31 protein-coding genes are annotated in these 22430 nt (G+C 40.1%); 18 read left to right on the forward strand and 13 right to left on the reverse strand.

From position 1 onward, the window contains the following. The 3 genes from AM506_RS07415 to AM506_RS22705 all read left to right on the forward strand — a co-directional run. Window positions 1-204: transposase (locus AM506_RS07415; RefSeq protein WP_160316857.1), on the forward strand; the 204-nt coding region annotated here is incomplete at its 5' end. 139 nt (window positions 205-343) lie between these two features. After that, window positions 344-1864 carry an MDR family MFS transporter gene (locus AM506_RS07420; protein ID WP_060672150.1) on the forward strand — a complete coding sequence of 507 codons (1521 nt, stop codon included), beginning with the start codon at window positions 344-346 and terminating at the stop codon, window positions 1862-1864. A 141-nt stretch (window positions 1865-2005) separates the two neighbouring features. Next, window positions 2006-2164: a hypothetical protein gene (locus AM506_RS22705; RefSeq protein WP_160316858.1), complete on the forward strand. Its 159-nt coding sequence runs from the start codon at window positions 2006-2008 to the stop codon at window positions 2162-2164. A 166-nt stretch (window positions 2165-2330) separates the two neighbouring features. Here the strand turns inward: AM506_RS22705 and AM506_RS23300 are convergent, their stop codons facing one another. Beyond that, on the reverse strand, window positions 2331-2453 hold the full coding sequence (locus AM506_RS23300) for a hypothetical protein (RefSeq protein ID WP_268788382.1): 123 nt from the start codon (window positions 2451-2453) through the stop codon (window positions 2331-2333). Between the two features lie 200 nt (window positions 2454-2653). Here AM506_RS23300 and AM506_RS07430 point away from each other — a divergent pair, with 200 nt between their 5' ends. The 3 genes from AM506_RS07430 to AM506_RS07440 all read left to right on the forward strand — a co-directional run bounded on the left by AM506_RS07430 (window position 2654) and on the right by AM506_RS07440 (window position 5344). After that, window positions 2654-4153 (forward strand): glycine betaine uptake BCCT transporter, encoded by a 1500-nt coding sequence (locus AM506_RS07430; protein ID WP_060671870.1) that lies wholly within the window; start codon window positions 2654-2656, stop codon window positions 4151-4153. A gap of 138 nt (window positions 4154-4291) precedes the next feature. Continuing rightward, on the forward strand, window positions 4292-4996 hold the full coding sequence (locus AM506_RS07435; protein WP_060671871.1) for a peptidase E: 705 nt from the start codon (window positions 4292-4294) through the stop codon (window positions 4994-4996). Window positions 4997-5074: 78 nt separating this feature from the next. Then, window positions 5075-5344 (forward strand): hypothetical protein, encoded by a 270-nt coding sequence (locus AM506_RS07440; protein ID WP_060671872.1) that lies wholly within the window; start codon window positions 5075-5077, stop codon window positions 5342-5344. A gap of 163 nt (window positions 5345-5507) precedes the next feature. Here the strand turns inward: AM506_RS07440 and AM506_RS07445 are convergent, their stop codons facing one another. Then, window positions 5508-6599, reverse strand: a complete 1092-nt coding sequence (locus AM506_RS07445) for an AI-2E family transporter (RefSeq protein WP_060671873.1) — start codon at window positions 6597-6599, stop codon at window positions 5508-5510. A gap of 187 nt (window positions 6600-6786) precedes the next feature. On the opposite strand from AM506_RS07445, the gene AM506_RS07450 reads away from it, so the two are divergent. From AM506_RS07450 to AM506_RS07460, 3 genes are read left to right on the forward strand one after another with little or no spacing between them, the layout of a single operon-like run. Continuing rightward, on the forward strand, window positions 6787-8334 hold the full coding sequence (locus AM506_RS07450) for a spore germination protein (RefSeq protein ID WP_060671874.1): 1548 nt from the start codon (window positions 6787-6789) through the stop codon (window positions 8332-8334). Further along, on the forward strand, window positions 8318-9427 hold the full coding sequence (locus AM506_RS07455; RefSeq protein WP_060671875.1) for a GerAB/ArcD/ProY family transporter: 1110 nt from the start codon (window positions 8318-8320) through the stop codon (window positions 9425-9427). The genes AM506_RS07450 and AM506_RS07455 overlap by 17 nt, the downstream gene beginning before the upstream one ends. Then, window positions 9424-10530: a Ger(x)C family spore germination protein gene (locus AM506_RS07460; protein ID WP_060671876.1), complete on the forward strand. Its 1107-nt coding sequence runs from the start codon at window positions 9424-9426 to the stop codon at window positions 10528-10530. The genes AM506_RS07455 and AM506_RS07460 overlap by 4 nt, the downstream gene beginning before the upstream one ends. 42 nt (window positions 10531-10572) lie before the next feature. On the opposite strand, the gene AM506_RS07465 is transcribed toward AM506_RS07460, so the two are convergent. The 3 genes from AM506_RS07465 to AM506_RS07475 are packed head-to-tail and all read right to left on the reverse strand — an operon-like array spanning window position 10573 to window position 11829. Next, the gene (locus AM506_RS07465; RefSeq protein WP_060671877.1) at window positions 10573-10887 is read right to left on the reverse strand and encodes a DMT family transporter; all 315 of its coding nucleotides are present in this window, start codon (window positions 10885-10887) and stop codon (window positions 10573-10575) included. Beyond that, the gene (locus tag AM506_RS07470) at window positions 10887-11231 is read right to left on the reverse strand and encodes a DMT family transporter (protein WP_060671878.1); all 345 of its coding nucleotides are present in this window, start codon (window positions 11229-11231) and stop codon (window positions 10887-10889) included. Before AM506_RS07470 ends, AM506_RS07465 begins: the two co-directional genes overlap by 1 nt. A 4-nt stretch (window positions 11232-11235) precedes the next feature. Next, window positions 11236-11829 (reverse strand): TetR/AcrR family transcriptional regulator, encoded by a 594-nt coding sequence (locus AM506_RS07475; RefSeq protein WP_060671879.1) that lies wholly within the window; start codon window positions 11827-11829, stop codon window positions 11236-11238. A gap of 171 nt (window positions 11830-12000) precedes the next feature. Between AM506_RS07475 and AM506_RS07480 the strand changes: the two genes are divergently transcribed. From AM506_RS07480 to AM506_RS07490, 3 genes are read left to right on the forward strand one after another with little or no spacing between them, the layout of a single operon-like run. Further along, window positions 12001-12330 (forward strand): hypothetical protein, encoded by a 330-nt coding sequence (locus tag AM506_RS07480; RefSeq protein WP_060671880.1) that lies wholly within the window; start codon window positions 12001-12003, stop codon window positions 12328-12330. A gap of 56 nt (window positions 12331-12386) precedes the next feature. Beyond that, window positions 12387-12752, forward strand: a complete 366-nt coding sequence (locus AM506_RS07485; RefSeq protein ID WP_060671881.1) for an aminoacyl-tRNA hydrolase — start codon at window positions 12387-12389, stop codon at window positions 12750-12752. 23 nt (window positions 12753-12775) lie between these two features. Then, on the forward strand, window positions 12776-13120 hold the full coding sequence (locus AM506_RS07490) for a VOC family protein (protein WP_060671882.1): 345 nt from the start codon (window positions 12776-12778) through the stop codon (window positions 13118-13120). Window positions 13121-13188: 68 nt separating this feature from the next. Here the strand turns inward: AM506_RS07490 and AM506_RS07495 are convergent, their stop codons facing one another. Both AM506_RS07495 and AM506_RS07500 read right to left on the reverse strand, forming a co-directional pair. Beyond that, complete coding sequence (locus AM506_RS07495; protein ID WP_060671883.1) at window positions 13189-13380, reverse strand: hypothetical protein; 192 nt, start codon at window positions 13378-13380, stop codon at window positions 13189-13191. Window positions 13381-13827: 447 nt separating this feature from the next. Next, window positions 13828-14025: a hypothetical protein gene (locus AM506_RS07500; RefSeq protein WP_235576072.1), complete on the reverse strand. Its 198-nt coding sequence runs from the start codon at window positions 14023-14025 to the stop codon at window positions 13828-13830. A 104-nt stretch (window positions 14026-14129) separates the two neighbouring features. Between AM506_RS07500 and AM506_RS07505 the strand changes: the two genes are divergently transcribed. Together AM506_RS07505 and AM506_RS07510 are read left to right on the forward strand one after the other, a co-directional pair. Continuing rightward, window positions 14130-14639, forward strand: coding sequence for a hypothetical protein (locus tag AM506_RS07505; protein ID WP_060671885.1), 510 nt, complete (start codon window positions 14130-14132; stop codon window positions 14637-14639). Then, window positions 14623-15114 carry a hypothetical protein gene (locus AM506_RS07510; protein WP_060671886.1) on the forward strand — a complete coding sequence of 164 codons (492 nt, stop codon included), beginning with the start codon at window positions 14623-14625 and terminating at the stop codon, window positions 15112-15114. The genes AM506_RS07505 and AM506_RS07510 overlap by 17 nt, the downstream gene beginning before the upstream one ends. Before the next feature lie 50 nt (window positions 15115-15164). Here AM506_RS07510 and AM506_RS07515 read toward each other — a convergent pair whose 3' ends face one another. Next, window positions 15165-16019, reverse strand: coding sequence for an STAS domain-containing protein (locus tag AM506_RS07515; protein ID WP_060671887.1), 855 nt, complete (start codon window positions 16017-16019; stop codon window positions 15165-15167). Window positions 16020-16238: 219 nt separating this feature from the next. On the opposite strand from AM506_RS07515, the gene AM506_RS07520 reads away from it, so the two are divergent. After that, window positions 16239-16628 (forward strand): thiol-disulfide oxidoreductase DCC family protein, encoded by a 390-nt coding sequence (locus tag AM506_RS07520; RefSeq protein ID WP_060671888.1) that lies wholly within the window; start codon window positions 16239-16241, stop codon window positions 16626-16628. Between the two features lie 101 nt (window positions 16629-16729). Here the strand turns inward: AM506_RS07520 and AM506_RS07525 are convergent, their stop codons facing one another. The 4 genes from AM506_RS07525 to AM506_RS07540 form a co-directional block, all read right to left on the reverse strand. Continuing rightward, window positions 16730-17137, reverse strand: coding sequence for a secondary thiamine-phosphate synthase enzyme YjbQ (locus AM506_RS07525; RefSeq protein ID WP_200908426.1), 408 nt, complete (start codon window positions 17135-17137; stop codon window positions 16730-16732). A gap of 217 nt (window positions 17138-17354) precedes the next feature. Further along, on the reverse strand, window positions 17355-17648 hold the full coding sequence (locus AM506_RS07530) for a hypothetical protein (protein ID WP_060671890.1): 294 nt from the start codon (window positions 17646-17648) through the stop codon (window positions 17355-17357). Between the two features lie 52 nt (window positions 17649-17700). Next, window positions 17701-18426 carry a LamB/YcsF family protein gene (locus AM506_RS07535; RefSeq protein ID WP_060671891.1) on the reverse strand — a complete coding sequence of 242 codons (726 nt, stop codon included), beginning with the start codon at window positions 18424-18426 and terminating at the stop codon, window positions 17701-17703. Window positions 18427-18803: 377 nt separating this feature from the next. Continuing rightward, a complete protein-coding gene (locus tag AM506_RS07540; RefSeq protein WP_060671892.1) occupies window positions 18804-18992 on the reverse strand; it encodes a hypothetical protein in 189 nt (62 codons plus the stop codon). Window positions 18993-19062: 70 nt separating this feature from the next. On the opposite strand from AM506_RS07540, the gene AM506_RS07545 reads away from it, so the two are divergent. The 3 genes from AM506_RS07545 to AM506_RS07555 are packed head-to-tail and all read left to right on the forward strand — an operon-like array spanning window position 19063 to window position 21452. Continuing rightward, the gene (locus AM506_RS07545; protein WP_060671893.1) at window positions 19063-19338 is read left to right on the forward strand and encodes a hypothetical protein; all 276 of its coding nucleotides are present in this window, start codon (window positions 19063-19065) and stop codon (window positions 19336-19338) included. 30 nt (window positions 19339-19368) lie between these two features. After that, window positions 19369-20046: a response regulator transcription factor gene (locus AM506_RS07550; protein WP_060671894.1), complete on the forward strand. Its 678-nt coding sequence runs from the start codon at window positions 19369-19371 to the stop codon at window positions 20044-20046. Beyond that, window positions 20043-21452 (forward strand): HAMP domain-containing sensor histidine kinase, encoded by a 1410-nt coding sequence (locus AM506_RS07555; RefSeq protein ID WP_060671895.1) that lies wholly within the window; start codon window positions 20043-20045, stop codon window positions 21450-21452. The genes AM506_RS07550 and AM506_RS07555 overlap by 4 nt, the downstream gene beginning before the upstream one ends. Window positions 21453-21465: 13 nt before the next feature. Here AM506_RS07555 and AM506_RS07560 read toward each other — a convergent pair whose 3' ends face one another. After that, window positions 21466-21978 carry a hypothetical protein gene (locus AM506_RS07560; protein WP_060671896.1) on the reverse strand — a complete coding sequence of 171 codons (513 nt, stop codon included), beginning with the start codon at window positions 21976-21978 and terminating at the stop codon, window positions 21466-21468. Window positions 21979-22430: the final 452 nt, after the last annotated feature.

Consider the following 22430-nt stretch of genomic DNA (forward strand, 5'->3'; position numbering starts at 1 on the left):
AAAGCAGCGCAAACCTTAAAGAATTGGCAGATTGAAATATTAAATAGCTTTATGTACAACTATTCCAATGGCTTCTTGGAGGGAATCAATAACCTAACGAAAGTGATGAAGCGAAACGCATTTGGGTTTCGAAGCTTTACGCGTTTTCGAGCGAAAATACTATTAACACATAAGTATAAAAGATTGGGTTCACATATTGGTTAAGGGTGGAGCAAAATTCACTCCACCCCAACATTTGACGTTGAACCCTTTTTTGCTCTATAGGAAAGTCTATGTGGACAATCAGATGGAAAGTTCTATAATGAAATAGACGTTATAACTTTGTTTATGGAGGATGATCGTATTGGTGGCAAAAGATAGTAATATGAAACTGGCACTTGCCGGCTTATTGTTAGGGATCCTTATGTCAGCCATGGATAATACCATTGTAGCAACAGCATTGGGATCCATCGTGTCAGATCTGGGCGGACTGGACAAGTTTGTCTGGGTCACAAGCGCCTACATGGTAGCGGTCATGGCCGGGATGCCGATTTTCGGTAAGCTGTCTGACATGTATGGCAGAAAGAGATTTTACATATTCGGTCTCTCGATTTTCTTAATTGGATCCGCACTGTGTGGGATTGCACAGGATATCGTTCAGTTAAGCATTTTCCGGGCGATTCAAGGAATTGGGGGCGGAGCATTGCTGCCAATCGCCTTTACCATTGTGTTTGATTTATTCCCACCCGAAAAACGCGGGAAGATGACAGGACTCCTGGGTGCAGTATTTGGATCCGCATCCGTATTCGGTCCCCTGATCGGAGCATTTTTAACGGATCATTTAAGCTGGCATTGGATCTTCTATGTCAATGTACCGATTGGTCTCCTGTCGCTCTTTTTTATTACAACGGCATATAAAGAATCCCCACAACGATCCGATCAGCGAATTGATTGGGGAGGGGCGATCACCCTGGTGATAGCGGTTGTCAGTCTCATGTTTGCCCTTGAATTCGGCGGAAAGGAATTCCCTTGGGCGTCGTGGCAAATCATTGGATTGTTTGCATCATTCTTTATCTTTTTTATGAGTTTCTTATGGATCGAACGAAGGGCATCTGAACCGATTATTTCATTTTGGATGTTTAAAAGTCCGCTGTTCGCGTCAGCACAGGCCCTCGCTTTTCTGTATGGGGCTGCATTCATTATCTTGACCATACTGATTCCGATCTTTGTTCAGGCTGTATATGGTGGATCTGCAACAAATGCCGGATTGATTCTGACACCGTTGATGCTCGGTTCTGTAGCAGGCAGTGCCGTTGCGGGCATACGAATGACGAAAACAAGTTATCGTAATATCATGTGGGTTTCCATCATTTCCTTTATCGCCGGCATGGTGTTACTCGCGACGATGGGGCCAGATACAAATAGATGGTTGTTGACGCTCTATATGGTCATAAGTGGTTTTGGTGTAGGTTTCTCATTTTCATTACTGCCCAATGCAACGATCCATAAACTTGATCCGCGGTTTAGAGGATCTGCCAACTCGACGAACGCTTTTTTTCGTTCACTTGGGATGACCATCGGGATAACGGTCTATGGGACGCTGCAAACAAAACTCTTTGCCTCTAATCTTGAAAATGCCTTCAAGGGACAGGAAGCAGGAGGGAGCTTCCAAGGTGATCCAAGGAGTATTTTTGAACCCGAAATGCGTGAAAAGATCCCGGATTTCGTTCTTACTAAAATCACGAACGCTATGTCTGATTCCATTACAACGACTTTTGCCTATGCATTGATTCCCCTTGGGATAGCATTAGTGTTTGTGTTCCTTATGGGAAAATCAAGACTTGAGGTTTCAACTGATTTATCTTCTCAGAAAATGAAGGAATAAAAAATTGCCCATTTTAATCTGTTCATTTTTCTCTCTGTACAGATTAGGGCATGATCCATTGCATTGGAGTGTTTAATTTTGTGGAAGAATGCGAAGAAATTTTTTATTTTTATAGGGGTATTCCTCGGGATAAGTCTCATATTGAGTATTATAACAGGTCTGATTATCACCTATATGTACGACGGTACCGGTTATAAGGGTTCTCCCGTGATCGGAACCTTGATAAATGGAGCTTCAGCTGTGATTGCCGTGTTGGTTGCATACAAACCGTTCAAAAAAAGCGATCCATATAAAAGGTAGGAAATCACTTTTTGCTCAAGAAATAGCACGAATGATGAACCTTCCCGGAAATTTCGGGGAGGCTTTTTAATATGATTAATCGAATTAAAGGGTTCAATAAATAATGAAAGAGACCAGTCGCTTGACTGATCTCCTTTTAAGTATCGGTTTTTATTACTATGTTAGATTATTTATTTTGTTGGTTTTGTTGTTTAGAAGCTTTTTTAGCTCTTTCAGAAGCGTTTTGCTCTTGAGCAAATTCTGCTTCATTTTTTTGTTGTTGCGGCTTTTTGTTGTTATTGTTCGTCATCATGATCACCTCCCTCTACCTTAATTTGCCCAGATATGAAAAAAAAATACACGAATATTACTTTTTTATCATTCTCATTCAGTTTCCGGTTACCATTTACTTACTAGTTTAGCTTGTTGTATAAAAGGGTATCACTAAGTTCATGCCTTTATTTTTCATTACATAAGTTGAGTCACAATTGGAACCGAGGGGGAAGCAAGTTGAAAAATTTCACAAGGATGTTTTGGATCGCGATTTCGATCGGCGTGATCTTTGTTTTATGGGGAGTCCTTTTTCCTCAAATGTTAGTCGATGTCATGACAAATACTCAAGGGGTCCTTCTTGATAAATTCGGCTGGTTTTATCAATTTTCAGCCACATTCTTTTTTATCGTCGCCATCTTTTTTGCCCTAAGTAAGTATGGGAAGATCCGACTGGGGAAAGACACGGACAGACCGGAATACTCTACATTGACCTGGTTTGCCATGCTGTTCAGTGCAGGAATGGGAATCGGACTCCTCTTTTACGGGGTTTCTGAACCTGTTTCACATTATGCCACCCCTCCTTTCGGAAAAGGCGGGACCATTGAATCAGCCAAGGTCGGGTTAAGATATACATATCTTCACTGGGGATTCCATGCATGGGCCATATATGCCGTGGTCGCACTGGCGTTGGCCTATTACAAGTTCAGGAAGGGGATGCCTGGATTAATGAGCGCTACTCTGTATCCGGTTATCGGTGATAGAGCGAAAGGTCCGATCGGTTACATCGTGGATATCATTGCTGTATTTGCCACTATTTTCGGAGTAGCCATATCACTGGGGATAGGAGCACAACAAATCAACAGTGGTCTCCATTATCTTATGGATGTACCGATAAGTTTTAACATTCAGCTAATCATCATGGGGATTGCTACAGTTCTTTATATTACGTCCGCTTCTACGGGTTTATCCAAAGGAATAAAATATTTGAGTAATGCCAATATGATTCTTGCAGTTTTGTTATTCATTGTTTTCCTTATCGTAGGACCTTCACAATTCGTACTGGAATTATTTTTGACCACGTTTGGAAGCTATGTACAGAATCTGCCGAGTATGGGATTGCGCTTTTCTCCATTTAACGTAGAAAATAACCAGTGGGTGAAGGACTGGACGATTTTTTATTGGGCATGGTGGATCTCATGGACACCTTTCGTGGGGACGTTCATTGCCAGGGTATCAAAAGGTAGGACTGTCCGTGAATTCATCATAGCGGTCATCATCGTCCCTACCATCGTTTGCTCTCTATGGTTTGGGGTATTCGGAGGAACTGGATTGTACTATGATTTTGTACAGGGAATGGACGTAGCAGGTCAAAGTCTGGAAACGGCATTATTTTATGTGTATGATCAGATGCCTTTAAGTGGGGTTTTGTCGATCATCTCTCTATTTCTGATCATTACATTTTTTGTTACTTCAGCTGATTCTGCCACCTTTGTGTTGGGTATGCAAACATCTAATGGAAGTCTGAACCCACCATTCTTTGTTAAATTCAGCTGGGGAATCGTCTTGGCTGCTATCGCAGCTATTTTAATGGGAACTGGCGGCATCAGTGGATTACAGGCGGCTACAATCATCACCGCTCTGCCCCTCGGGATTATCCTGCTCGTCATGACGTATGGCTTGTTCCTTTCCTTTCAGAAAGAGACCAGTTTGAAGAACAAAAAAGAAGGCGTTAAATAATAGGTATGAAAAACCCTCTATCAAGGCGATAAGGGGTTTGAACGTTTAGTGGGTGTAAATATTCTCAACCGTTATCACCGCCAACGTCATTCATTTGGTAAAATAGAAATACCAACCAAATAGAGAGTGGGGTAGCTAATGAAACAAATTATTGCAATGGGTGGTGGAGGTTTCTCAATGGAACCTGATAACCTGTTATTGGATCAGTACATAATAAATCAGTCTAAAGCATCCGAACCAAAGGTGTGTTTTCTTCCGACAGCAAGCGGAGATGCAGAAAATTATATTGAACGCTTTTATAAAGCTTTTAATTCCCTGTCATGTGAACCTTCTCACCTGTCTTTATTCAAACCCTCCACTAGGGATTTAGAAGGGTTCCTACTTGAAAAAGATATTATTTATGTAGGAGGGGGAAATACGAAGAATATGCTCGCCTTATGGAGGGAGTGGGGAATTGACTCGATTCTAAGGCAGGCATGGAAATCAGGAATCATTCTTGCCGGATTAAGTGCTGGATCGATCTGCTGGTTCGAAGAAGGAACCACCGATTCATACGGAGATGGACTTGAGACCATCAAGGGATTGGGTTTGATAGAAGGCAGTCACTCCCCTCATTATGATGGAGAAGAAAATCGTCGTCCCCTGTATCATTCTTATATTGAGAGTGGGGAATTGAAGGACGGCTTTGCTGCTGATGATGGAGCAGCTTTGCATTTTATTGAAGGAGAACTTTCCAAAGCGGTGAGTTCAAGACCACATGCATCGGCTTACCGGGTAGAAAAAAAAGATGGTGTGATTCAAGAGTACAAAATCCCTACAAACTATTTGGCTAATCCCAAGTAGTTTTCAATCATCCTGCATACTTCGACCTTCCTTCACATAGGGATAGTGATGAGTCTTTTTCCAGGGAGGAGAATCATCATGAATGAGGATAAACGCAACATGTCAGGGGATTTTGTAAAGAACACTTCGAAGCAGGCAAGTGAACTCCTGAACAAAACCGCAGATACAGCAAACGGAATCATAAAGAGTGTGAGCGGTGAAGGCGGATTGGTGGGGAAAGTATCGGATACATCAGCAGACTTTGTGAAAAACGTAAGCAACACTGGAAATAAAATGGTCGGGAAAACCGTTGATACAGCAAGTAAAGCCGTGAAGGGGGCGTCCGATAAACTATTTAAAAAGAAATGACGTGATGAGAGAAGCAACCTCCTAGGGGATTGCTTCTTTTTATTTGCGTTGTGGTGGTGGAATGTCAGGACTCATTTGCTCCTGATTATATTTAAAAATATGTAAGAACGGAATAACCTTCTACAATAAAACAACCGGGCCATGGCCCGGTTGTCTCTAGTGTTCACTCCTGTATGGAAGATCTTCTCAGCTTAATGAACTTCACTAAATTCAATACAATCGTTTTCGATACGGCGTAGGTGGGTACGGCTAGGATCATGCCGAGTATTCCGGCTAAGTTACCTGCAACAAGTAATAATATGATGATCGTCGCAGGATGGGTATCCAATCGTTTGCCCAAAATAAGGGGTGAAAGTAAATTCCCTTCAATTTGCTGCGCAATCGTGACCACCACTGCGACAAGTATCGCCTTTGTCGGTGAGTCAAACAACGCGATGATAATGGCTGGTGCTGCGCCGATGAACGGACCGATGAATGGGATGATGTTTGTGACGGCTCCGATCAGTGCCATCACGAGTGCATAAGGCAACCCGATGATTAAATAACCGATAAAGGTCAAAGTCCCTACAAACGAAGCGACGGTCAATTGACCCTGTATGTATGCAGCAAGTGTTTCACTCGTATCTTTTAACGTGTTGATTCCTTCCTCACGGTAAGCAGGGGGCAAAAATTTTGAAATAGCCTTAGGAAACTTATGACCGTCCTTGAACATAAAGAACAGTAGAAAAGGCACGGTTACAATGAGTATGGTAATGCTCGTCAAAACACTCAATAATCCCTTTAAAGCTGTTGTAATATTATCAGGCAATGTATTGGCGAAATCCACCAACTGATTCTCGATATCTTTCAATGATACATAATCCTGATTCATCATCCACTTAAACTGGTCTGTTTCAGACAGATATTCAATGAAGTTCCTCGTTTGCGTTGCATATTCAGGCAGGGCATTGAATAGAGCTGTGACCTGACGGGTAATGACAGGTGCAATATTTCCAATGATCAACACCAACGCCCCGATGATCGCAGCATAAAGTACGATGATTGCAATCGTTCTCGGCAGCCTTGCTTTAACGAGAAGATTGACTAATGGATTCAGTAGAAAATAAAGAAACCCGGAAATGATGATCGGAAAAAATAAAGTAGATGCAAAAACGACAATCGGTTCAAACAAAAAGGAGATCTTCGTTGAAACATAGATAATCGTAAGAATGATAAGTATTTGTAAGCTCCACGAATACATTTTTTTCTTGGTCAACCTGTTCACCTCTGCCTCTCGACTAGTTTATCTGATTAAGTATATCAAAAAATCAAAAGGAACCCCTACTAATATCTAAGTTGATGAAGAATTATTTTAAGCATGAGTATGAAGGCTATATGGAAACGACGATAATACAGCAGGTGAAAATGCATAAGGGCAGCATCTTTGGGAAGCATAGTAAGAAATGATTCTGACTGAAGGTGCAAATATGAGTTCCTTTTACAAAAAGAATATAAGAAAACCGAAGCAGCTCCTTTCAGAAAAAGAAGAAGTGACGATGGAAACCCATACATTGGAGGAGAAGGTGTCCTATTTTCAGAAAGGTCTATTTCACACGGATGATTTGAAAATAAGAGATTTAACCTTTAATGAAAAAAGAATGATCATCCTATTTATAGATTCTGTCATTGATAATAGGAGTTTACAGACATATATCATCAAGCCCCTCCTAGAGAAAGAGGGTGGCACAGTTAAAGATTCAGTAAGTAGTAATAGTGTGAATGAAACACTTCATTTAGAAGAGGCGCTGAGTTCGATGGTTGATGGGCACTGTGTCATCTTACAGGAAGATAGTGAATGGATTACTTTTATAAGTATGCCAAAGTTCGTCTCTAATCGGTACGAGCCCGTTAATGAGAAGGTGATTAGGGGATCCCACCAGGGATTCAGTGAAAATATTTCGGAAAATATCCATCTCATTCGTGAAAGGATCTCCAGCCCAAAGTTGACCGTGAAATATTCGAGTGTAGGGGAGACGACAAGAACGAAGTACTCTCTTGTCTATATATCCGATCTGACAAATATGGAAATAGTGAATACCATAGAGGACCGGATCAGCTATATTGACAGCGATTCGATACAATCACCAGGGTATTTTGAAGAGTTTCTCGAAGATAATTCATTTTCCCCATTCCCACAGTTTTTGAACACCGAACGCCCGGACCGTGTAGTGGGAAACCTGATGGAGGGGAGAGTGGCCATGGTAATGGAAGGGAGTCCGACGGTGCTCATTTTTCCTGTGAACTTTTTCAGCTTTTTTCAAACATCGGAGGATTATAATAATCGCGCATTTATTGGGTCCTTTATTCGTTTCATCAGGCTGATCAGTTTCATTGCCACCCTATGCTTACCAGCTTTTTATATAGCGGTGATTTCCTATAATTATGAAATCATCCCAGTTGAAATCATCTTTTCGATTAAAAGCTCACTTGAATATGTGCCCTTTCCACCATTGATTGAGGCGGCGATCATGCAGCTTACCCTGGAATTGCTGCGTGAAGCAGCGATACGGCTTCCCAATCCGATTGCCCAAACCATCGGGGTTGTAGGTGGTCTGGTCATTGGGACCGCAGTTGTAGAAGCCAATCTGGTTTCCAATACGATGGTTATTGTCGTAGCCATCACAGCGATTTCTTCTTTTGTCATACCTTCCAATGAGCTAAGCACAACTGTGAGGATTCTGGGATTCCCGCTTATGATCGCAGCGGCTTTATTCGGTGTCCTTGGAATTGTCATCGGTCTGATGCTGCTCTTAATCCACATGTCCAATCTGAAGTCGATGGGTCATCATTATTTATACCCAATAGCTCCATTTGATGTTAAAGGGCTGAAAGATACGTTTATCCGGCTTCCGGTATGGGTGATGAAAAAGCGGCCGAAGGATTTACAAACATTATACAGATGGAAAACGTCGGATTCCCGGAGATGGAAAAAAAATGAAGATTCAGACTAACCTTACTTCCATCCAACTAATATTCTTCATTATTCAAACTCAAATCGGGGTAGGGGTTCTCGGGCTTCCATTCAGCGTATTTTCTGTTTCGAAGGCAGATGCATGGCTATCTGTTTTGCTTGCCGGTTTCATTGTTCAGATCCTTATCGTTCTTTTCTGGATATTGGGGAGGAGATTTCCAAAGAAGTCTCTCTTTCAGTATTCCAAGCTACTTTTGGGGAAAGTGGCGGGATCGACTGTGAATATTACTTTTATTATATATGGGGTGCTGGTAACGGCATTAATATTGATGTACGCGACCGCCATCATAAAGACTTGGGTGCTTCCCCTTACGCCAAAATGGATTGTCATGTTTCTATTGATATTCACTGGAATCTATTTGGGGAAGGAAAAGGTTGCTGCGATCAGCGATGTATATGTAGTGGTATCGAGTCTGATTTTTTTTCTTCTTCTGATTTCTGTAGTGGTGCTGGTCACTTATCCCATTGAATGGAGATACTTATTACCTATCGGGCAGGCCGGAGGTATTCAGATATTAAAGGGCGCAAAAGAAGCATACTTTTCCATGCTGGGGTTTGAATTGCTGCTCTTTCTGTTCCCATATTTTCAACACAATGGTGAACGTTCTGTCCTATATTCAGCATCGATTGCAAACCTGTTTGTGACACTGACGTATACTTTCCTCACTATCGTCAGCCTTATTACCTTCAGTCCTGAAGAAATCGTCATCGTTCCCCAACCGGTTCTGTATTTTGTGAAATCCCTTTATTTGCAGATTGTTGAGAGGATTGATTTGGTATTCATGTCTTTATGGGTCGTCAATGTCATCACCTCCCTGACAAGTTATCTTTTTTTATCTACAGAAGGGAGCATACAAACGTTCAGGTGGTTTAAACGTAAACGCTACATTTATACTGTGTTATTTGCAATGATTGCTTATGTCATTGCTTTAATACCAAGCAAAGAGGGAGAAATGGAAATCTATAATAAAATGGTGATCAATCTTTCGTATCTCTATATTTTGGTGATACCTGTTTTATTATTAAGCGTGTCATATCTTTTCAAGAAAGTAGAAAGAGGGGAAGACGCATGAAAAAACAATGGATCATTATCAGTATTCTTCTTATTGTTCTCCCTTTCTTAACTGGTTGTTGGGATCAGAGACTGCTTAAAAATGGAAGGCTTGTTTTTTCATCTTCTTTTGATCTCCTGGATGATGAAACCATCAGAGCCACTGCCATCATCCGGGATTTCAAGAATGGAACTCCCATGAATACAATAGTCCAAGGCGAAGGAAAGACGATTCGTGAAACCCGAATGGTCATGGACAGAAAGATTTCCGGGTCATTTGAGCCGTCGAAAAACCGCATCTTTTTATTAGGAGAAGAACTGGCCAAAAAGGATATTTATAAGTTTTTGGATATTTTTTATCGTGATCCAAACAGTTCGATTTCTGCTAAACTTGCTGTCGTAGAGGGGAATGGAGAAGAGATCCTCTCCAAATTGAGTGAAAAGAACGTGCTCATATCTGAGTTTATGATTGAATTACTAACGAGTGCCGAATCCGCGACGGGCGTTCCGAAACAGAATCTACAAACAGTATGCACACTTATGTTCGATGAAGGAAAAGACTTTGCCCTGCCTCTTTTAAAACTGAAGGATGGCGAGGTCATTTTGGACGGTACCGGTATTTTCCATAAGAATTCATTATCCGGTGTTTTAACGTTTAAGGAATCATCATTATTTCTGATCATGAATAACCAAAAGGCCAAGCTTGCCCGTTTTGTGTCCAAAATAGAGAATGATAAACGTTTGAACGTGGATAATTATATTACGTATAATGTGACAGAATCCAAGTCAAAGCTCAAAATCATTTCAGATGCACCGGATAATATACAGGTTGGGATAAACGTAGACATGGAAGTATCCATCGTCGAATTCCCCCAGGATAAATTAACCGATAAGAAAAAATTAAAGAAGCTCAATGATGAGATTTCAAAGAAATTAACAGAAGATGCAGAAGAGATGATAGAGAAGATTCAACTGGCAAACTCAGATTTATTCGGGATCGGAAGGGAGCTGATGGCGTTCCATCCCAAAACGTGGGAAAAAGTAAATTGGGATAAAGCTTATCCTGAGATCACGATCGTTCCAACAATCAAAGTCGATATTATAGGCCACGGGATCATAAACTAAAGGGCCAGCACCATGAATGAAGTACTGGACCAAGGTTCATGTTCAAGAGACAATCTTTAAGCCGATGATGCTGCCAACAATACAGCAGATGAAAAACAGCCTTTTCACATCTTTTGTTTCATTGAAAAACATCATCCCCGTGAGTACAGCACCAGCAGAACCGATACCGGTCCAAATTCCATAGCCTGTGCTTACGGGAATATCAAGAAGGGATAGTGACAACAAATAAAAACTCATGGCTCCTGCTGTAAAACTGATCAAGGAAGGGAGGAGCTTTTTATATCCTTCTGATAGCTTCATGAACGTCACCATGATCACTTCGGAGAATCCTGCAAAGATGAGAAACACCCATGCCATCAGTAGCCACCCCCCGTATCTGTTTCTTCTTTATCACTCATCTTTAGTCCAATGACTCCGAAGATGAGTAAAGAGATGAAGGCAATCTTCAATATGCTTATCCCATCATTCAAGAACAACATCCCAACCACAGCCGTGCCTGCTGCGCCGATACCGGTGAAGACTGCGTATGCTGTCCCGATTGGCAGGAGTCTCATTGACTGAGAAAAAAAGTAAAAACTCACTAATATGAGAAAAGCCGTAATGATACTCGGCACCGGTTTTGTAAACCCTTCTGAAAGGGATAATCCCGTTGCCCAGCCAATTTCAAGAATTCCCCCAATAATCACATATAGCCAGCCCATGATGCTACTCTCCTTTTTGGCTTGATATCCCAAGTGCATAAACTTTCCAAGCCGATTCGATTCGTTTTTGAAATATTTTTTCTGTGTAATAATGATGCTCCAGAAAGACACCGTCAACGAGACATAGAAACGATGCCACAAATTCATCCTCGGTGACCTCTTGAAACAATTCCTTTGTAAACCCTTCTTTATAAACAGAAACTAAAATAGAGGTGGTCACCTTTTCAAAATATATAAATTGTTCCTGTATAAAATCCTTAAACTGTTCAGGAGGAAAGAAGGTCACCCTTTTCCACAGTAAGGCTTCCTTCGTTGTCATCAATCGTTGACAAAACAAATCGAAAAGTACCCTGATATTCTTGAGGGGCTCTTGTTGATTCATGTTTTCCTCCGTTTTTCTATACGCTGTCACTTCCGATTCAATCAAGTCCTTTAGTACTTCGATAAAAAGATCCTCTTTACTATGGAAATGATTATAAATAGAAGGTTTTTTAATTCCAACCTCTTTTGCGATTTCTGCCAAGGAAGTATCTTCATAGCCCTTCTGTCCAAACAAATCGAGAGCCACATTCTTTATCAACACTTTATTATCACTCACGAAGATCCCTCTCCTCTAAACTAACTAACGGTCGTTAGTTTGATTATAAAACCCTTTTTAAAAAAATGCAAGAAACGCAAGTCGTCACTCTTAAAGAATACACTCGAATGATTACCCTATCCCATACATATAATCTTTTGTTGATTTGAAATGATGGGAAAGGGGATTCGCATGAGAGTCTTAAGGCTGAAAATAGGCATTCTGGGTTTATTGGTTTTAACACTGGTGTGTTTAGTGATTTTGAAAATAGTGGTGAGTACGAAAGGTGACTGGGTAGTAATCGAAGAGAAGTATTTTCCCGCAAAGAAAGGACACGGTCCGTTAGGAATCAAGTCGGGGGAAAAACTGGATACCCCTCAAAGTGGTTCTACATGTGCCATGAAATTTGATAATGGTCATATCTTTTCAGTGGATTGCGATGAATACCTTGATTACAACATCGGGGACAAGGTCAGAATAGTCTCGATTGATAATAATGAGGTAAAACTAAGAAGGAAGTAATTGTGTTAGGATAATACCATAGTACTGAATACATTTATGATGGGATGATCACGCATATGTCGAAAAAGGACCTTGTTCAATATTTTATCGTTAATAAAGATTTATCAATGTCGAAAGGAAAGACCGCAGCACAAGTGGCACATGCCGCCACCTTGAGTACTTTGACGATGATGTCAAAGGATTCTCCTTTCCAAAGCAGGCAGTCTGATTTTATCGAATGGGTGCAGACGGGCATGAAAAAAGTGGTTTTAAAGGGGAAAACGGGTGAACTGGAGAAGTTAGAGAAGAAAGGTTATTTCAGCATCCATGATAGTGGGTTAACTGAAATAAAAGAGGGGTCCTTGACGGTGACCGCACTTCCACCGATGGGAAAAAGTGATGCGAAGGAAATTGTCGGTCATTTGTCTCTATTAAAAGATTAAATTAACTGAGGGAGGAATGTGCATTGTTTTCCAAAATCGACACGGTACATATCCAAGTGAATGATTTAAAGAAAGCTCAACACTGGTATGAAGAGGTATTGGAGTTGGAGCAGATCTTTGATTCAGGAAAATATCTGGTATTTAAAATCGGGGTAGGGGAATCGACTCTAACGATTCAAGAAGGAAAGGTCCGTCCCTCATCAATCACACCCATTTTTTTTTCCGATGCCCTGGAAGAAACGAGGTTGAAGCTTTTGGAGAAGGATGTGGAGGTCGGGGAAATTGAAGTAGATGAAGATGTGACCTATTTTAAATTTCGTGACTTGGATGGAAATGGTTTTGAAGTATGTCAATACATACCGTTATAAAAAAATCCATTAGCGCATAAAAGCTGATCAGATGAGGTTCTGATCAGCTTTTCTATATAGATAAGCGCTTATTTTAATGTATCTAGATACGCATAATATGCGGCTAGTTTTTCATTGTTGTTTGCAGCTTTACCGTTTCCCTTTAATGATTTACCTATTGCAAAGAATTCTTTATGAACATGTAAGACATGAACGGTAACAGCTGGTCGTCCTCTATGCCTGAAATCCTTAGGTACGTGAAGCATGGAAAATCGTTTCATCATTATGCCTCCTTTAAGGAGAGAGCCATTCTACCCATCTATTACTATTTAAGTAGAATCTATGGTTTTATAACGATAACATAAAATATTATTTGACTCAACTTTCTGATTTTTGAATACGATTAACGACCTGATATATTTGAAAGTACCCCCATGAAAACATGGTTGGATTCGTAGTTTATAGTGAAGATGATGGATCATCTTTCTGCACATTCTAATATTAACAACTTTGGGAGGTATTTATAAGTATGAATATAGACGAAGTACTAGAAGATACCGTAGAACTTGGCCAAGAAGATATCAATCGCCCCATCTATCGCGTCGACATCGATAAACTACTAGAATTAACAAGTGATATATAAGACGAGTTCCATATAGAGCATGGAAAAGGCAGGCCCTAAAGAAGGGTCTGCCTTTTTCATGCTTCAAATTGAATTTGCACGCTGTTTAGTCGTGTCTTTTATGTTTATTAAGTAATTCCTTCATCATATTGATGATGGTTGCTCTCTCACTCTTATCGAATGTGCGGGTCCATCCGGATAGAAGTGTTTCTTCTTCTGTCGACAAGTCTCGTTGCAATCCATCTACGAAAATTTCTTTGATTTCATCTGTCCCATATTTGGGGTTAATCGTTTCATTTCTCATCGATATACCTCCTTGCTTCTTCTTCCTTATTTTCCCCAAGTCACATAATTCAAACATCTTAGTGCTTTCTAGTGTTATGTGAAGAAGGGATTAAGGGAAGAATGATGAAAAAAGTAAAGGAGATTCTTATGTCGCTTCCTTTCTTTATTACCGTTTTGGTCATATTGATATACATTGCTCTTTTTATGAAGAAAAAACTTTCATTTACTGCTAACTTTATTCAATTTATTGTGTTATCCATTATTTCCACTAATTATATTACCATCATGACGAATAACCTGGAGTGGATGAAAGCTTCCGAGGACGTCACTCAGTTCATCAGTCTCCTCATAAACCGGGAATGTATTTTACCTTTGGTGGGTGTGATCATGGTGAATGGGTACATGAATTATAAAAGGAGAAGCGAAAAAATCCTTTGTTATGTAAGTCTTTTGGTTTTTATTAGTATATTGGACGTCCTTCACGTGTATTTTCATTCTCTTTCCTATCCAGACTGGAGCTTACTCAATACAGTTATCGTCAATGGGTTGTATTTACTATTATGTATATGGATGGGGATGGGACTATATTATTTCCAGAAGAAGGAGGAAGGAAGGCATGGACAGGATATATGAGAGATCCTTCGATTTAAATGAATGGTTCATCATCATTAGTCTGATCGGTCTTCTTTTGCTGATATGGGCCACTCCAAAAATTTTCTCCTTTCTTGAAGGGTTGAGTTATTTCGTTTACGGAATAGGGGTGGGCATGTTCTATGATCATACCATCAGTATCCCGCCATGGGACTTTTATGATGTAAACGATAGTTCTGCCTATCAGGGGATAGATTTTATCAGTTACATCATGTATGGACCATATAGTTATTTCTTTATTTATATCTATCGTAAAATTAGAATTAAAGGGATCATGAACCTTGCGTACATCTTGATCTGGACCGCATTCTCCCTTTTAATGGAGTGGTTTACAGTAAAGATCGGAATCTTCCACTTCGACAAGGGATATAAGATGTATTGGTCCATCCCTATCTATATGGCAGTTCAAAGTATTCAACTTCTAGTACATCATCAAATAAAAAAAGACTTCCGATAGCTATTTAAATAGAAACCGGAAACCCACTGTTAGCAGGGTTTCCGGTTTTTTTAGACTGAGAGTACCACTTCGTATTGAGTGAAGCCGATATCTTCCAGAGCTTTTTTTAGACTTGCACTTGTTTTCAGATCCTCAAAGGTAATACCGAGATTACCCAGTGTATGAGCAACTTCAGGGCGGATACCGGTTAAGACGGATTGAACACCCATCATTTTTAGTGCATTGATGATTTGATAAATATTATGGGATACCATCGTGTCCATGATGGCAACACCGGAAATATCTATAAATAGATAGTCTAATTGCAGATCAGAGCTTTTTTTCAACGCAGTTTCCATGATGGCACTTGCTCTGTGGGTATCAACTTCCCCGATAAGTGGAAGTATGGCAATCTTCTCTGCAATGGGTACAACCGGTGCCGAGAGCTCATCCATGGCAGTATGGATGAGGTCAATCTGATCTTTTTGTTGAGTGCGGAATACTTCATTTAACAAATACGCAATTTCATCAAGAATGGGATTGATTTCTTTATTTACTTGAAGCATAAGGGAGGCTGGAATTTGATTGTCATCCAATTGTTCAGTGAATATATCCCAAATGGCAGTACGGAAACCTGATAGGGTTATTAGGGATTCATTGAGAGGCAATCCATATTCAAGAGCCACTTTCCCCACTTTATCAGTCCATTCCTTTATTCTTCGGGATGATTCTACTTTGTCTTCGTACAAAGATTGTCCGAGCAGTTCGATTAATTGCATGCGCCATTCGGTGACTTGTTCCATCTTTAATCCCGCTAACGTAAGCTGCTCAGAAAATTTTTGTTCATGGTAGCGAATGACACCTTGAGCGATTTCGGATTTATTGGAAACTATTTGTTTACCCAAATATAATAATTCGTCTCTCATTTTCTTCAGCCAACTCCTTATACTGCATGTTTATTTATTCTATTACGAGATAATCCCTATTAATGGTAATATAGTATATCATAGAATCTAGTAAAATTATACTTTTCTTTAAGGAGTACATGCCGTTCAGGCACGTGAGGAGAAATGATTATTCTTTATCCTTTTTTAATTGTATTATATAAGGAAAAGGTAATTCGACTATAGCGAGGGGTGATTTACTTGCGGATCATTTTGTTTGATGGCATATGCAATTTTTGCAATACCAGTGTACGGTTTATCATTAATCGTGATACAAGAGGGGAATTTCGATTTACCTCGTTACAAAGTGAGACCGGTCAGAAATTATTAGAGAAGCACAATATTCCGGAAAAGACGGACAGCTTCGTATTGGTTGATGGAGACCATGTTTCCATTGAATCAACAGCAGCCTTGAAAGTATGTACTAAACTGAAATGGCCATGGAAGATTTTCGGTCTGTTTCTTGTCATTCCGAGGCCTTTAAGAGACAGCATATACAGGATTATTGCACGGAATAGATACAAATGGTTTGGGAAACGGGAATCATGCATGATTCCTTCAAAGGAGATCCGGGAACGGTTCATAGAATAAGCACAATTGCACTGAAAAATGAAATGTGGAAAGAAGCAGACCAAATAAAAAGACCCTGAACAAGTGACAGGGTCTATTTTCTGATCAAATAATATTAATTCTTACTCACTTTGAATCGCTTTAACGGACACTTTTCTTCCTGAACGGGGTCCATCGAATTCACAAAGGTATATACCCTGCCATGTCCCCAATAAGAGTTCACCATTTGACACAATGACCGTTTGAGAATGGCCGACGGTACTGGTTTTCAAATGTGCAGCCGTATTTCCTTCTCCATGTAGATCTGATGTGTGGTGCCATGGGTACAGTTCGTCCAATCGGCGAATGAAGTCGGTTTTCACATCGGGATCGGCATTCTCGTTTACCGTGATCCCCGCTGTTGTGTGTAGGGACTGCACCACCACAAGACCTTCTGTCATCCCTGACCGATTAATGATATCTTGTACGTAACGGGTAATGTCGATCATTTCATCACGTTTCTTGGTATCAATGGTTAATGTTTTTATCATAATTAAACCCTTCCCTTATTAGACCTATTCGTTTACATTCCACAAAGCGTCCAGGTTAAAACCTGTTTTCCTTAAGGGAGACACGGCCGATGACGTTGGCAGACAGTCCAAGTATGAAGGAGGGGAAAGGAAAAACGAGTGTACTAAGTGGAGGGGTGTTATGAATTGATTGAAATGAAGGGAAGATATGGATCGCTCTTTTCATCATGATGCTCCTTTACTGGCAAGGTGATTCCTGATTTTCAATGAGTGTATACGATGTGCGTTCGAATGATGCCCTGAAACACTTTCCTTCTTTTGTTTTATAGAGAGCCTTATAGATTTTTTCTCGGCTCTTTGTGGTATGGGTCTGAATAATACCCACTACGGTCGAACCCGGTGCCACCGTACGAATGGAGGATTGAATACTGTTGTGCAAAATGCTCCGCTTGTATACGTATACCACAATGACAAAAGCTATAAGAAAGATGAAAAACCACCTTAACCCCTTTAATAGAAATGTCTTGTTCACGGTTCAGCCCCATCTCCCTTATAGCTTTATTTTACTTTTTCCCGATGTTTCCCTAACTTAACTTTTCAAATAGACGCTGGGCCAGGGATAGTGCCGCTTCATTATCTCCATGAAGACAAATCGTGTCTGCCTGGATGGATACGGTCTTCCCATCAATCGAAATCACTTCTTGTTTTTCAACCATTCGAAGAACCTGTTTTTCCACTTCGTCCCCGTCATGAAGTACAGCATGGGGAAGAGAGCGTGGAGTTAATGTTCCATCGGATTGATAGGCACGATCGGCGAATACTTCATGTGCTACATGCAAGCCGACTTCCTCACCAGCCCTAGTCAGTTCACTTTGTGACAGGCCGAATAGAGTGAGGGTGGGGTCAAGGTCATAAACGGCTTCAGCAATCGCTTTAGCCAATGTGAAATCCTTTGCCGCCATATTGTATAAAGCTCCATGTGGTTTTACATGTGATAGTTCCCCGCCTTGCGCTTTAATAAAAGCATATAATGCTCCTATCTGGTATTGAATGAGGGCATACGTCTCTTCAGGAGAGATGTGCATCATTCTTCTTCCAAATCCCTGGATGTCCGGCAGCCCTGGATGCGCACCCATTTTCACTTCATGCTTCAATGCGTTTGAAACAGTTTGTTTCATCACAAGTGGGTCCCCCGCATGAAAACCGCAAGCGATATTGACGGATGTAACATAGTTCATCATTTCTTCATCTTTTCCTATCGTATATGCACCAAAACTTTCCCCTAAATCACAATTTAAATCAATTTTCATTTTTTCATCCTTTCGAGCATGAGAATGTATTGCAACATTCTGAATTCTTATTCATCATATCATAAAAGCCTGTCCTTTTGTTTGTTTTGAAGATAGACACCTGTTAAGGCTTGTATTTTCTCATCAAATTTTAATCTTGTTTTAATTGTGTTCACTTTTTCAGCCGTTACAATGAATCTTGCTTATGAATAAGGATTTATCACTCCCTAAACAGAATGAAAGTGGGGTAGCTTTCTATTCTGTTTAAATCTTTATTATGTAAGACCCATTCTAATTTCTTTCCTTTGAAGACAAAAGCCTTGCTGAAGCTTTTGTCTTCTTTTTTTATTTATTTTTATAGATTCAAAAAAATAGACAGGGAAGATGTTCTCCGCCTGTCAGTGGTTTTGTTGCCCGTTATTGGGAATGAGTTTCATTTTATGAAGCCATTCTTTTATTTTTCCTGCACTTTTTTTCCTCTCAGGCTGGCCGCCCTCCATAATCCTTGTTCTTAAAAGGTGATAAACCAATTCTTCTGACAGGACGATGAGGATAAAGAACGAAACAATCACGACGATCCAAGTCATACATTTCCCTCCCTTTTCCTTCTCAACTATATTTATGGATATATCTACCACATTATGTAGAGAATGAAACATGATAAGGAATAACAAACAGATTCGCGCAGAAGATTATAATGTGATTATGTTAAGTGGTTTATCTCTTAATAAAAACTCACCTTTTTCTCATTTTATTTTAATGATGCAGGAGGAGAATGAGTGTAGTGATAAAAGGGAGGTTAGAACCATGTGGATTCGAATTATTCCTATTTTATTTTTCAGCTTTACAGCAATAACATTAATGACGTATCAAGGCATTGAAATATTCCATGCCCTAAACGATTTTATTTTCAATAAAAGTAAATTAAAATAAAGGGTATTAAGATTTAGAGCAGGTGATTGTGTGAAAAGAATCTTGGTCATTGAAGATGAAAAAAATCTATCCCGATTCATTGAATTGGAACTGAAATACGAAGGATACGAAGTCGGCCTTGCATACGACGGGAGAGATGGTCTGGATCAAGCCCTGAACGAAGAATGGGATATCATCCTCCTTGACCTGATGCTCCCCGGATTAAATGGATTGGAAGTGTGCAGAAGGATCAGGCAGGTAAAAGCCATCCCGATCCTGATGATTACTGCTAGGGACAGCGTTATGGACCGGGTATCGGGGCTTGACAGCGGGGCGGATGATTATATCGTCAAACCCTTTGCAATTGAAGAGTTGCTAGCAAGGCTTAGGGCTGTGTTCAGGCGCGCCATAAAAGAGGAAGTCACACAACAGACCACGTTTCATTACCGGGATATTATCGTATACAAGGAATCCAGGCAGGTTTTTAAGCTTGAAGATGAAATTGACGTGACCAAACGGGAGTATGACCTTTTACTTGCTTTTTTAGAAAACAAAAATATTGTGTTGACCCGGGAAGTCCTCCTCAATAAAGTATGGGGATACGATACTGAAGTAGAAACGAATGTTGTGGATGTCTACGTAAGGTACTTAAGGAATAAAATAGATTCTAAAGACGAAGAGAGTTATATCCAGACCGTACGTGGAACCGGCTATGTGATGAGGACATGAATACATTCATCAATCGTCTCAAGCCTTCTTCCCTTAAGGTGAAGTGGGCATTTGCAGCCGGGTCAGCAATATTCCTTGCCTTTTTTTTATTCAGTTTTTTTCAATATCATGCCATTAATAAATGGATGCTTGATGAAGAAGAAAGTAACTTTGGCCGGGTCTTGGATGAAATTACTGTTTTCTTTAAACAGAGAGGGAACGATATCGAGCTCCAGGACATTTATGATAGCCGGGACCTAATGAAACAAATAGCCGAAAAAGACCAGACGATACGGATATTGGATCGTCAAGGGGAACAAGTATTGGAAATAAGGGGAGAAAATGAGTCTGCCTTCTATGTACCATTTCAACCTGTCAGAAATAAGTCCGTGGAACTTATAGAATCTGAAGGAAAGAAAATGCTCATTGGGCGTTCTCCCATCAAATCAACCCGATTTAATGGATATGTGGAAATCATACAGCCATTGAACCGTTATGAAAACATCATGAAAAATCTTTTCTGGATGATGACCATCACAGGTATATTGGCCCTTTTGATCAGTGCTGTCGTTGGTTATTCCATGGCGAAAAGCTTTGTCCGCCCATTGAATAAACTTTCTGAAACAATGAGATCCATCGAAAGAAAAGGATTTCACGAAAGAGTAGAGATTGTAAAGGCACATGATGAAATCAGTGACTTATCTCAGATTTTCAATAAAATGATGAGTCAGATCGAAAAATCGTTTCAACAGCAGCAGCAATTTGTGGAAGATGCTTCACATGAATTGAGAACCCCCATCCAGGTACTTGAAGGGCATCTTGCATTATTGAATCGTTGGGGAAAAAAGGATCCAACCATATTGGAGGAATCGTTACAAGTATCATTAGACGAACTTGAGAGAGTAAAGCGGCTCGTAGGTGAATTGCTGGAGCTTTCCAGAGCGGATAGGGAAAAATTCGATTTGGAAAACGCCAGGGCAAATGTACAGAAAGTAGTGGATAAGGTGATGAGGGACTTTAGGTTTCTTCATCAGGAATACACTTTTTCTTGTTATGATGATCTACACCGCGAAGCAGTGGTAACCATTATGCCGAGGCATCTGGAGCAAATCATGATCATCCTGTTGGATAATGCCGTGAAGTATTCTGATGAGCATTCCACTATAGAAGTGAAGCTGATGGACTCTCAGGAAGATGTCATCATAGAAGTCAGGGATGAGGGGATTGGTATTCCTGAAGAAGATCTTCCGAAAGTATTTGATCGCTTTTATCGTGTGGACAAAGCAAGAAGCCGCGAGAAAGGTGGATATGGACTGGGGTTGGCCATCGCATCGAAGCTGGTCCAAAACTATGACGGTGACATTACAGCCATCGGAAATCATCCTTATGGGACCATCATTCGACTATCCCTTAAACAAAAGCATTGAGTTTACAGACGTCTCAATATTTTTCTGAGACGTCTATTTCTGTGTACTGCATGTCAATGCTTTTAGGGATTTTCAGTTCCAGAATTCCTTCTTTATATTGAGCTACAGCACCTTTTTTCTTAACAAGACAAGGGAGGGTGATCACTTGTCTTTCATCACAGCCGGGTATGTTCTCTATGATTGCTTGATTTGACGTGTGAAAAATCTTCAGATGTTTCATCCATTCCTCATTCGGTACTTGGAAACGGATATAGATATCTTCAAGGGTCTCGAACACATTGGTAGGAATGGCGGAAGTGGATCTGGCTTCTTCCTCTCGTTTCGTTTGCTGCGCCTGATTGCCCATCGGATTCATAAAGGATTGTGCCCCATTCATCATATCATTGGGATTCATCATGCTGTCCCATCCGCCAGGAAACATTTTCTTCATCATTCCTTGAATATAGTTATCCATTTCTTTGGGGTTCATTTGATTCATTTGATCTTTCATGTTTTTATTGAAAGGGAATAAACTCCATGGGAACATGTGAACCACCTCACTTTAAACATAGTAAATAACCCTTATGTTTCCTTCTGGTTCTATCCTATGCATTGGGTGGGCGATGAGTTCATTTTTGGAGATGCAAGAGGATGTTGCGACCCAAAAATCTTTGTCTATGACTCTGTAAACCTAGTACAAAACAAAAAAACGTAGAAAATAACAAAAAATATTTGGTTTTTTTAGGTAACAGTAGTAAGATGGTTTATGAAAAAAGTACCCTAACACAGGGATACAAGAAGGTGAAAGAGAAAGCGCTTAATAAAATATTATTTCAGAATAGTCGTTATACAAAAAGGTTTTCATGTAATTTCTTATGGGAATATAAGTAATATTCACATAAGAAGTACGGAAAACAAAATTTTAAGAAATTTGTTATAAAGACTTTATCTTACTACTGCACAGTGATAAAATGTCCTTGTAAGCGTTTTTATGTTTTA

The sequence above is a fragment of the Rossellomorea vietnamensis genome (assembly GCF_001305855.1).
In the GTDB taxonomy this organism is placed as follows: domain Bacteria; phylum Bacillota; class Bacilli; order Bacillales; family Bacillaceae_B; genus Rossellomorea; species Rossellomorea vietnamensis_A.

Bases quoted from the DNA above. Each gene is read 5' to 3' on its own strand.
- AM506_RS23300 (WP_268788382.1), bottom strand. From the start codon at position 2,453: ATGACGAACAATAACAACAAAAAGCCGCAACAACAAAAAAATGAAGCA.
- AM506_RS07435 (WP_060671871.1), top strand. From the start codon at position 4,292: ATGAAACAAATTATTGCAATGGGTGGTGGAGGTTTCTCAATGGAACCT.
- AM506_RS07440 (WP_060671872.1), top strand. From the start codon at position 5,075: ATGAATGAGGATAAACGCAACATGTCAGGGGATTTTGTAAAGAACACT.
- AM506_RS07450 (WP_060671874.1), top strand. From the start codon at position 6,787: ATGATTCTGACTGAAGGTGCAAATATGAGTTCCTTTTACAAAAAGAAT.
- AM506_RS07455 (WP_060671875.1), top strand. From the start codon at position 8,318: ATGAAGATTCAGACTAACCTTACTTCCATCCAACTAATATTCTTCATT.
- AM506_RS07460 (WP_060671876.1), top strand. From the start codon at position 9,424: ATGAAAAAACAATGGATCATTATCAGTATTCTTCTTATTGTTCTCCCT.
- AM506_RS07465 (WP_060671877.1), bottom strand. From the start codon at position 10,887: ATGGCATGGGTGTTTCTCATCTTTGCAGGATTCTCCGAAGTGATCATG.
- AM506_RS07470 (WP_060671878.1), bottom strand. From the start codon at position 11,231: ATGGGCTGGCTATATGTGATTATTGGGGGAATTCTTGAAATTGGCTGG.
- AM506_RS07480 (WP_060671880.1), top strand. From the start codon at position 12,001: ATGAGAGTCTTAAGGCTGAAAATAGGCATTCTGGGTTTATTGGTTTTA.
- AM506_RS07485 (WP_060671881.1), top strand. From the start codon at position 12,387: ATGTCGAAAAAGGACCTTGTTCAATATTTTATCGTTAATAAAGATTTA.
- AM506_RS07495 (WP_060671883.1), bottom strand. From the start codon at position 13,380: ATGAAACGATTTTCCATGCTTCACGTACCTAAGGATTTCAGGCATAGA.
- AM506_RS07500 (WP_235576072.1), bottom strand. From the start codon at position 14,025: ATGAGAAATGAAACGATTAACCCCAAATATGGGACAGATGAAATCAAA.
- AM506_RS07505 (WP_060671885.1), top strand. From the start codon at position 14,130: ATGAAAAAAGTAAAGGAGATTCTTATGTCGCTTCCTTTCTTTATTACC.
- AM506_RS07510 (WP_060671886.1), top strand. From the start codon at position 14,623: ATGGACAGGATATATGAGAGATCCTTCGATTTAAATGAATGGTTCATC.
- AM506_RS07515 (WP_060671887.1), bottom strand. From the start codon at position 16,019: ATGAGAGACGAATTATTATATTTGGGTAAACAAATAGTTTCCAATAAA.
- AM506_RS07525 (WP_200908426.1), bottom strand. From the start codon at position 17,137: ATGATAAAAACATTAACCATTGATACCAAGAAACGTGATGAAATGATC.
- AM506_RS07535 (WP_060671891.1), bottom strand. From the start codon at position 18,426: ATGAAAATTGATTTAAATTGTGATTTAGGGGAAAGTTTTGGTGCATAT.
- AM506_RS07540 (WP_060671892.1), bottom strand. From the start codon at position 18,992: ATGACTTGGATCGTCGTGATTGTTTCGTTCTTTATCCTCATCGTCCTG.
- AM506_RS07545 (WP_060671893.1), top strand. From the start codon at position 19,063: ATGATAAGGAATAACAAACAGATTCGCGCAGAAGATTATAATGTGATT.
- AM506_RS07555 (WP_060671895.1), top strand. From the start codon at position 20,043: ATGAATACATTCATCAATCGTCTCAAGCCTTCTTCCCTTAAGGTGAAG.
- AM506_RS07560 (WP_060671896.1), bottom strand. From the start codon at position 21,978: ATGTTCCCATGGAGTTTATTCCCTTTCAATAAAAACATGAAAGATCAA.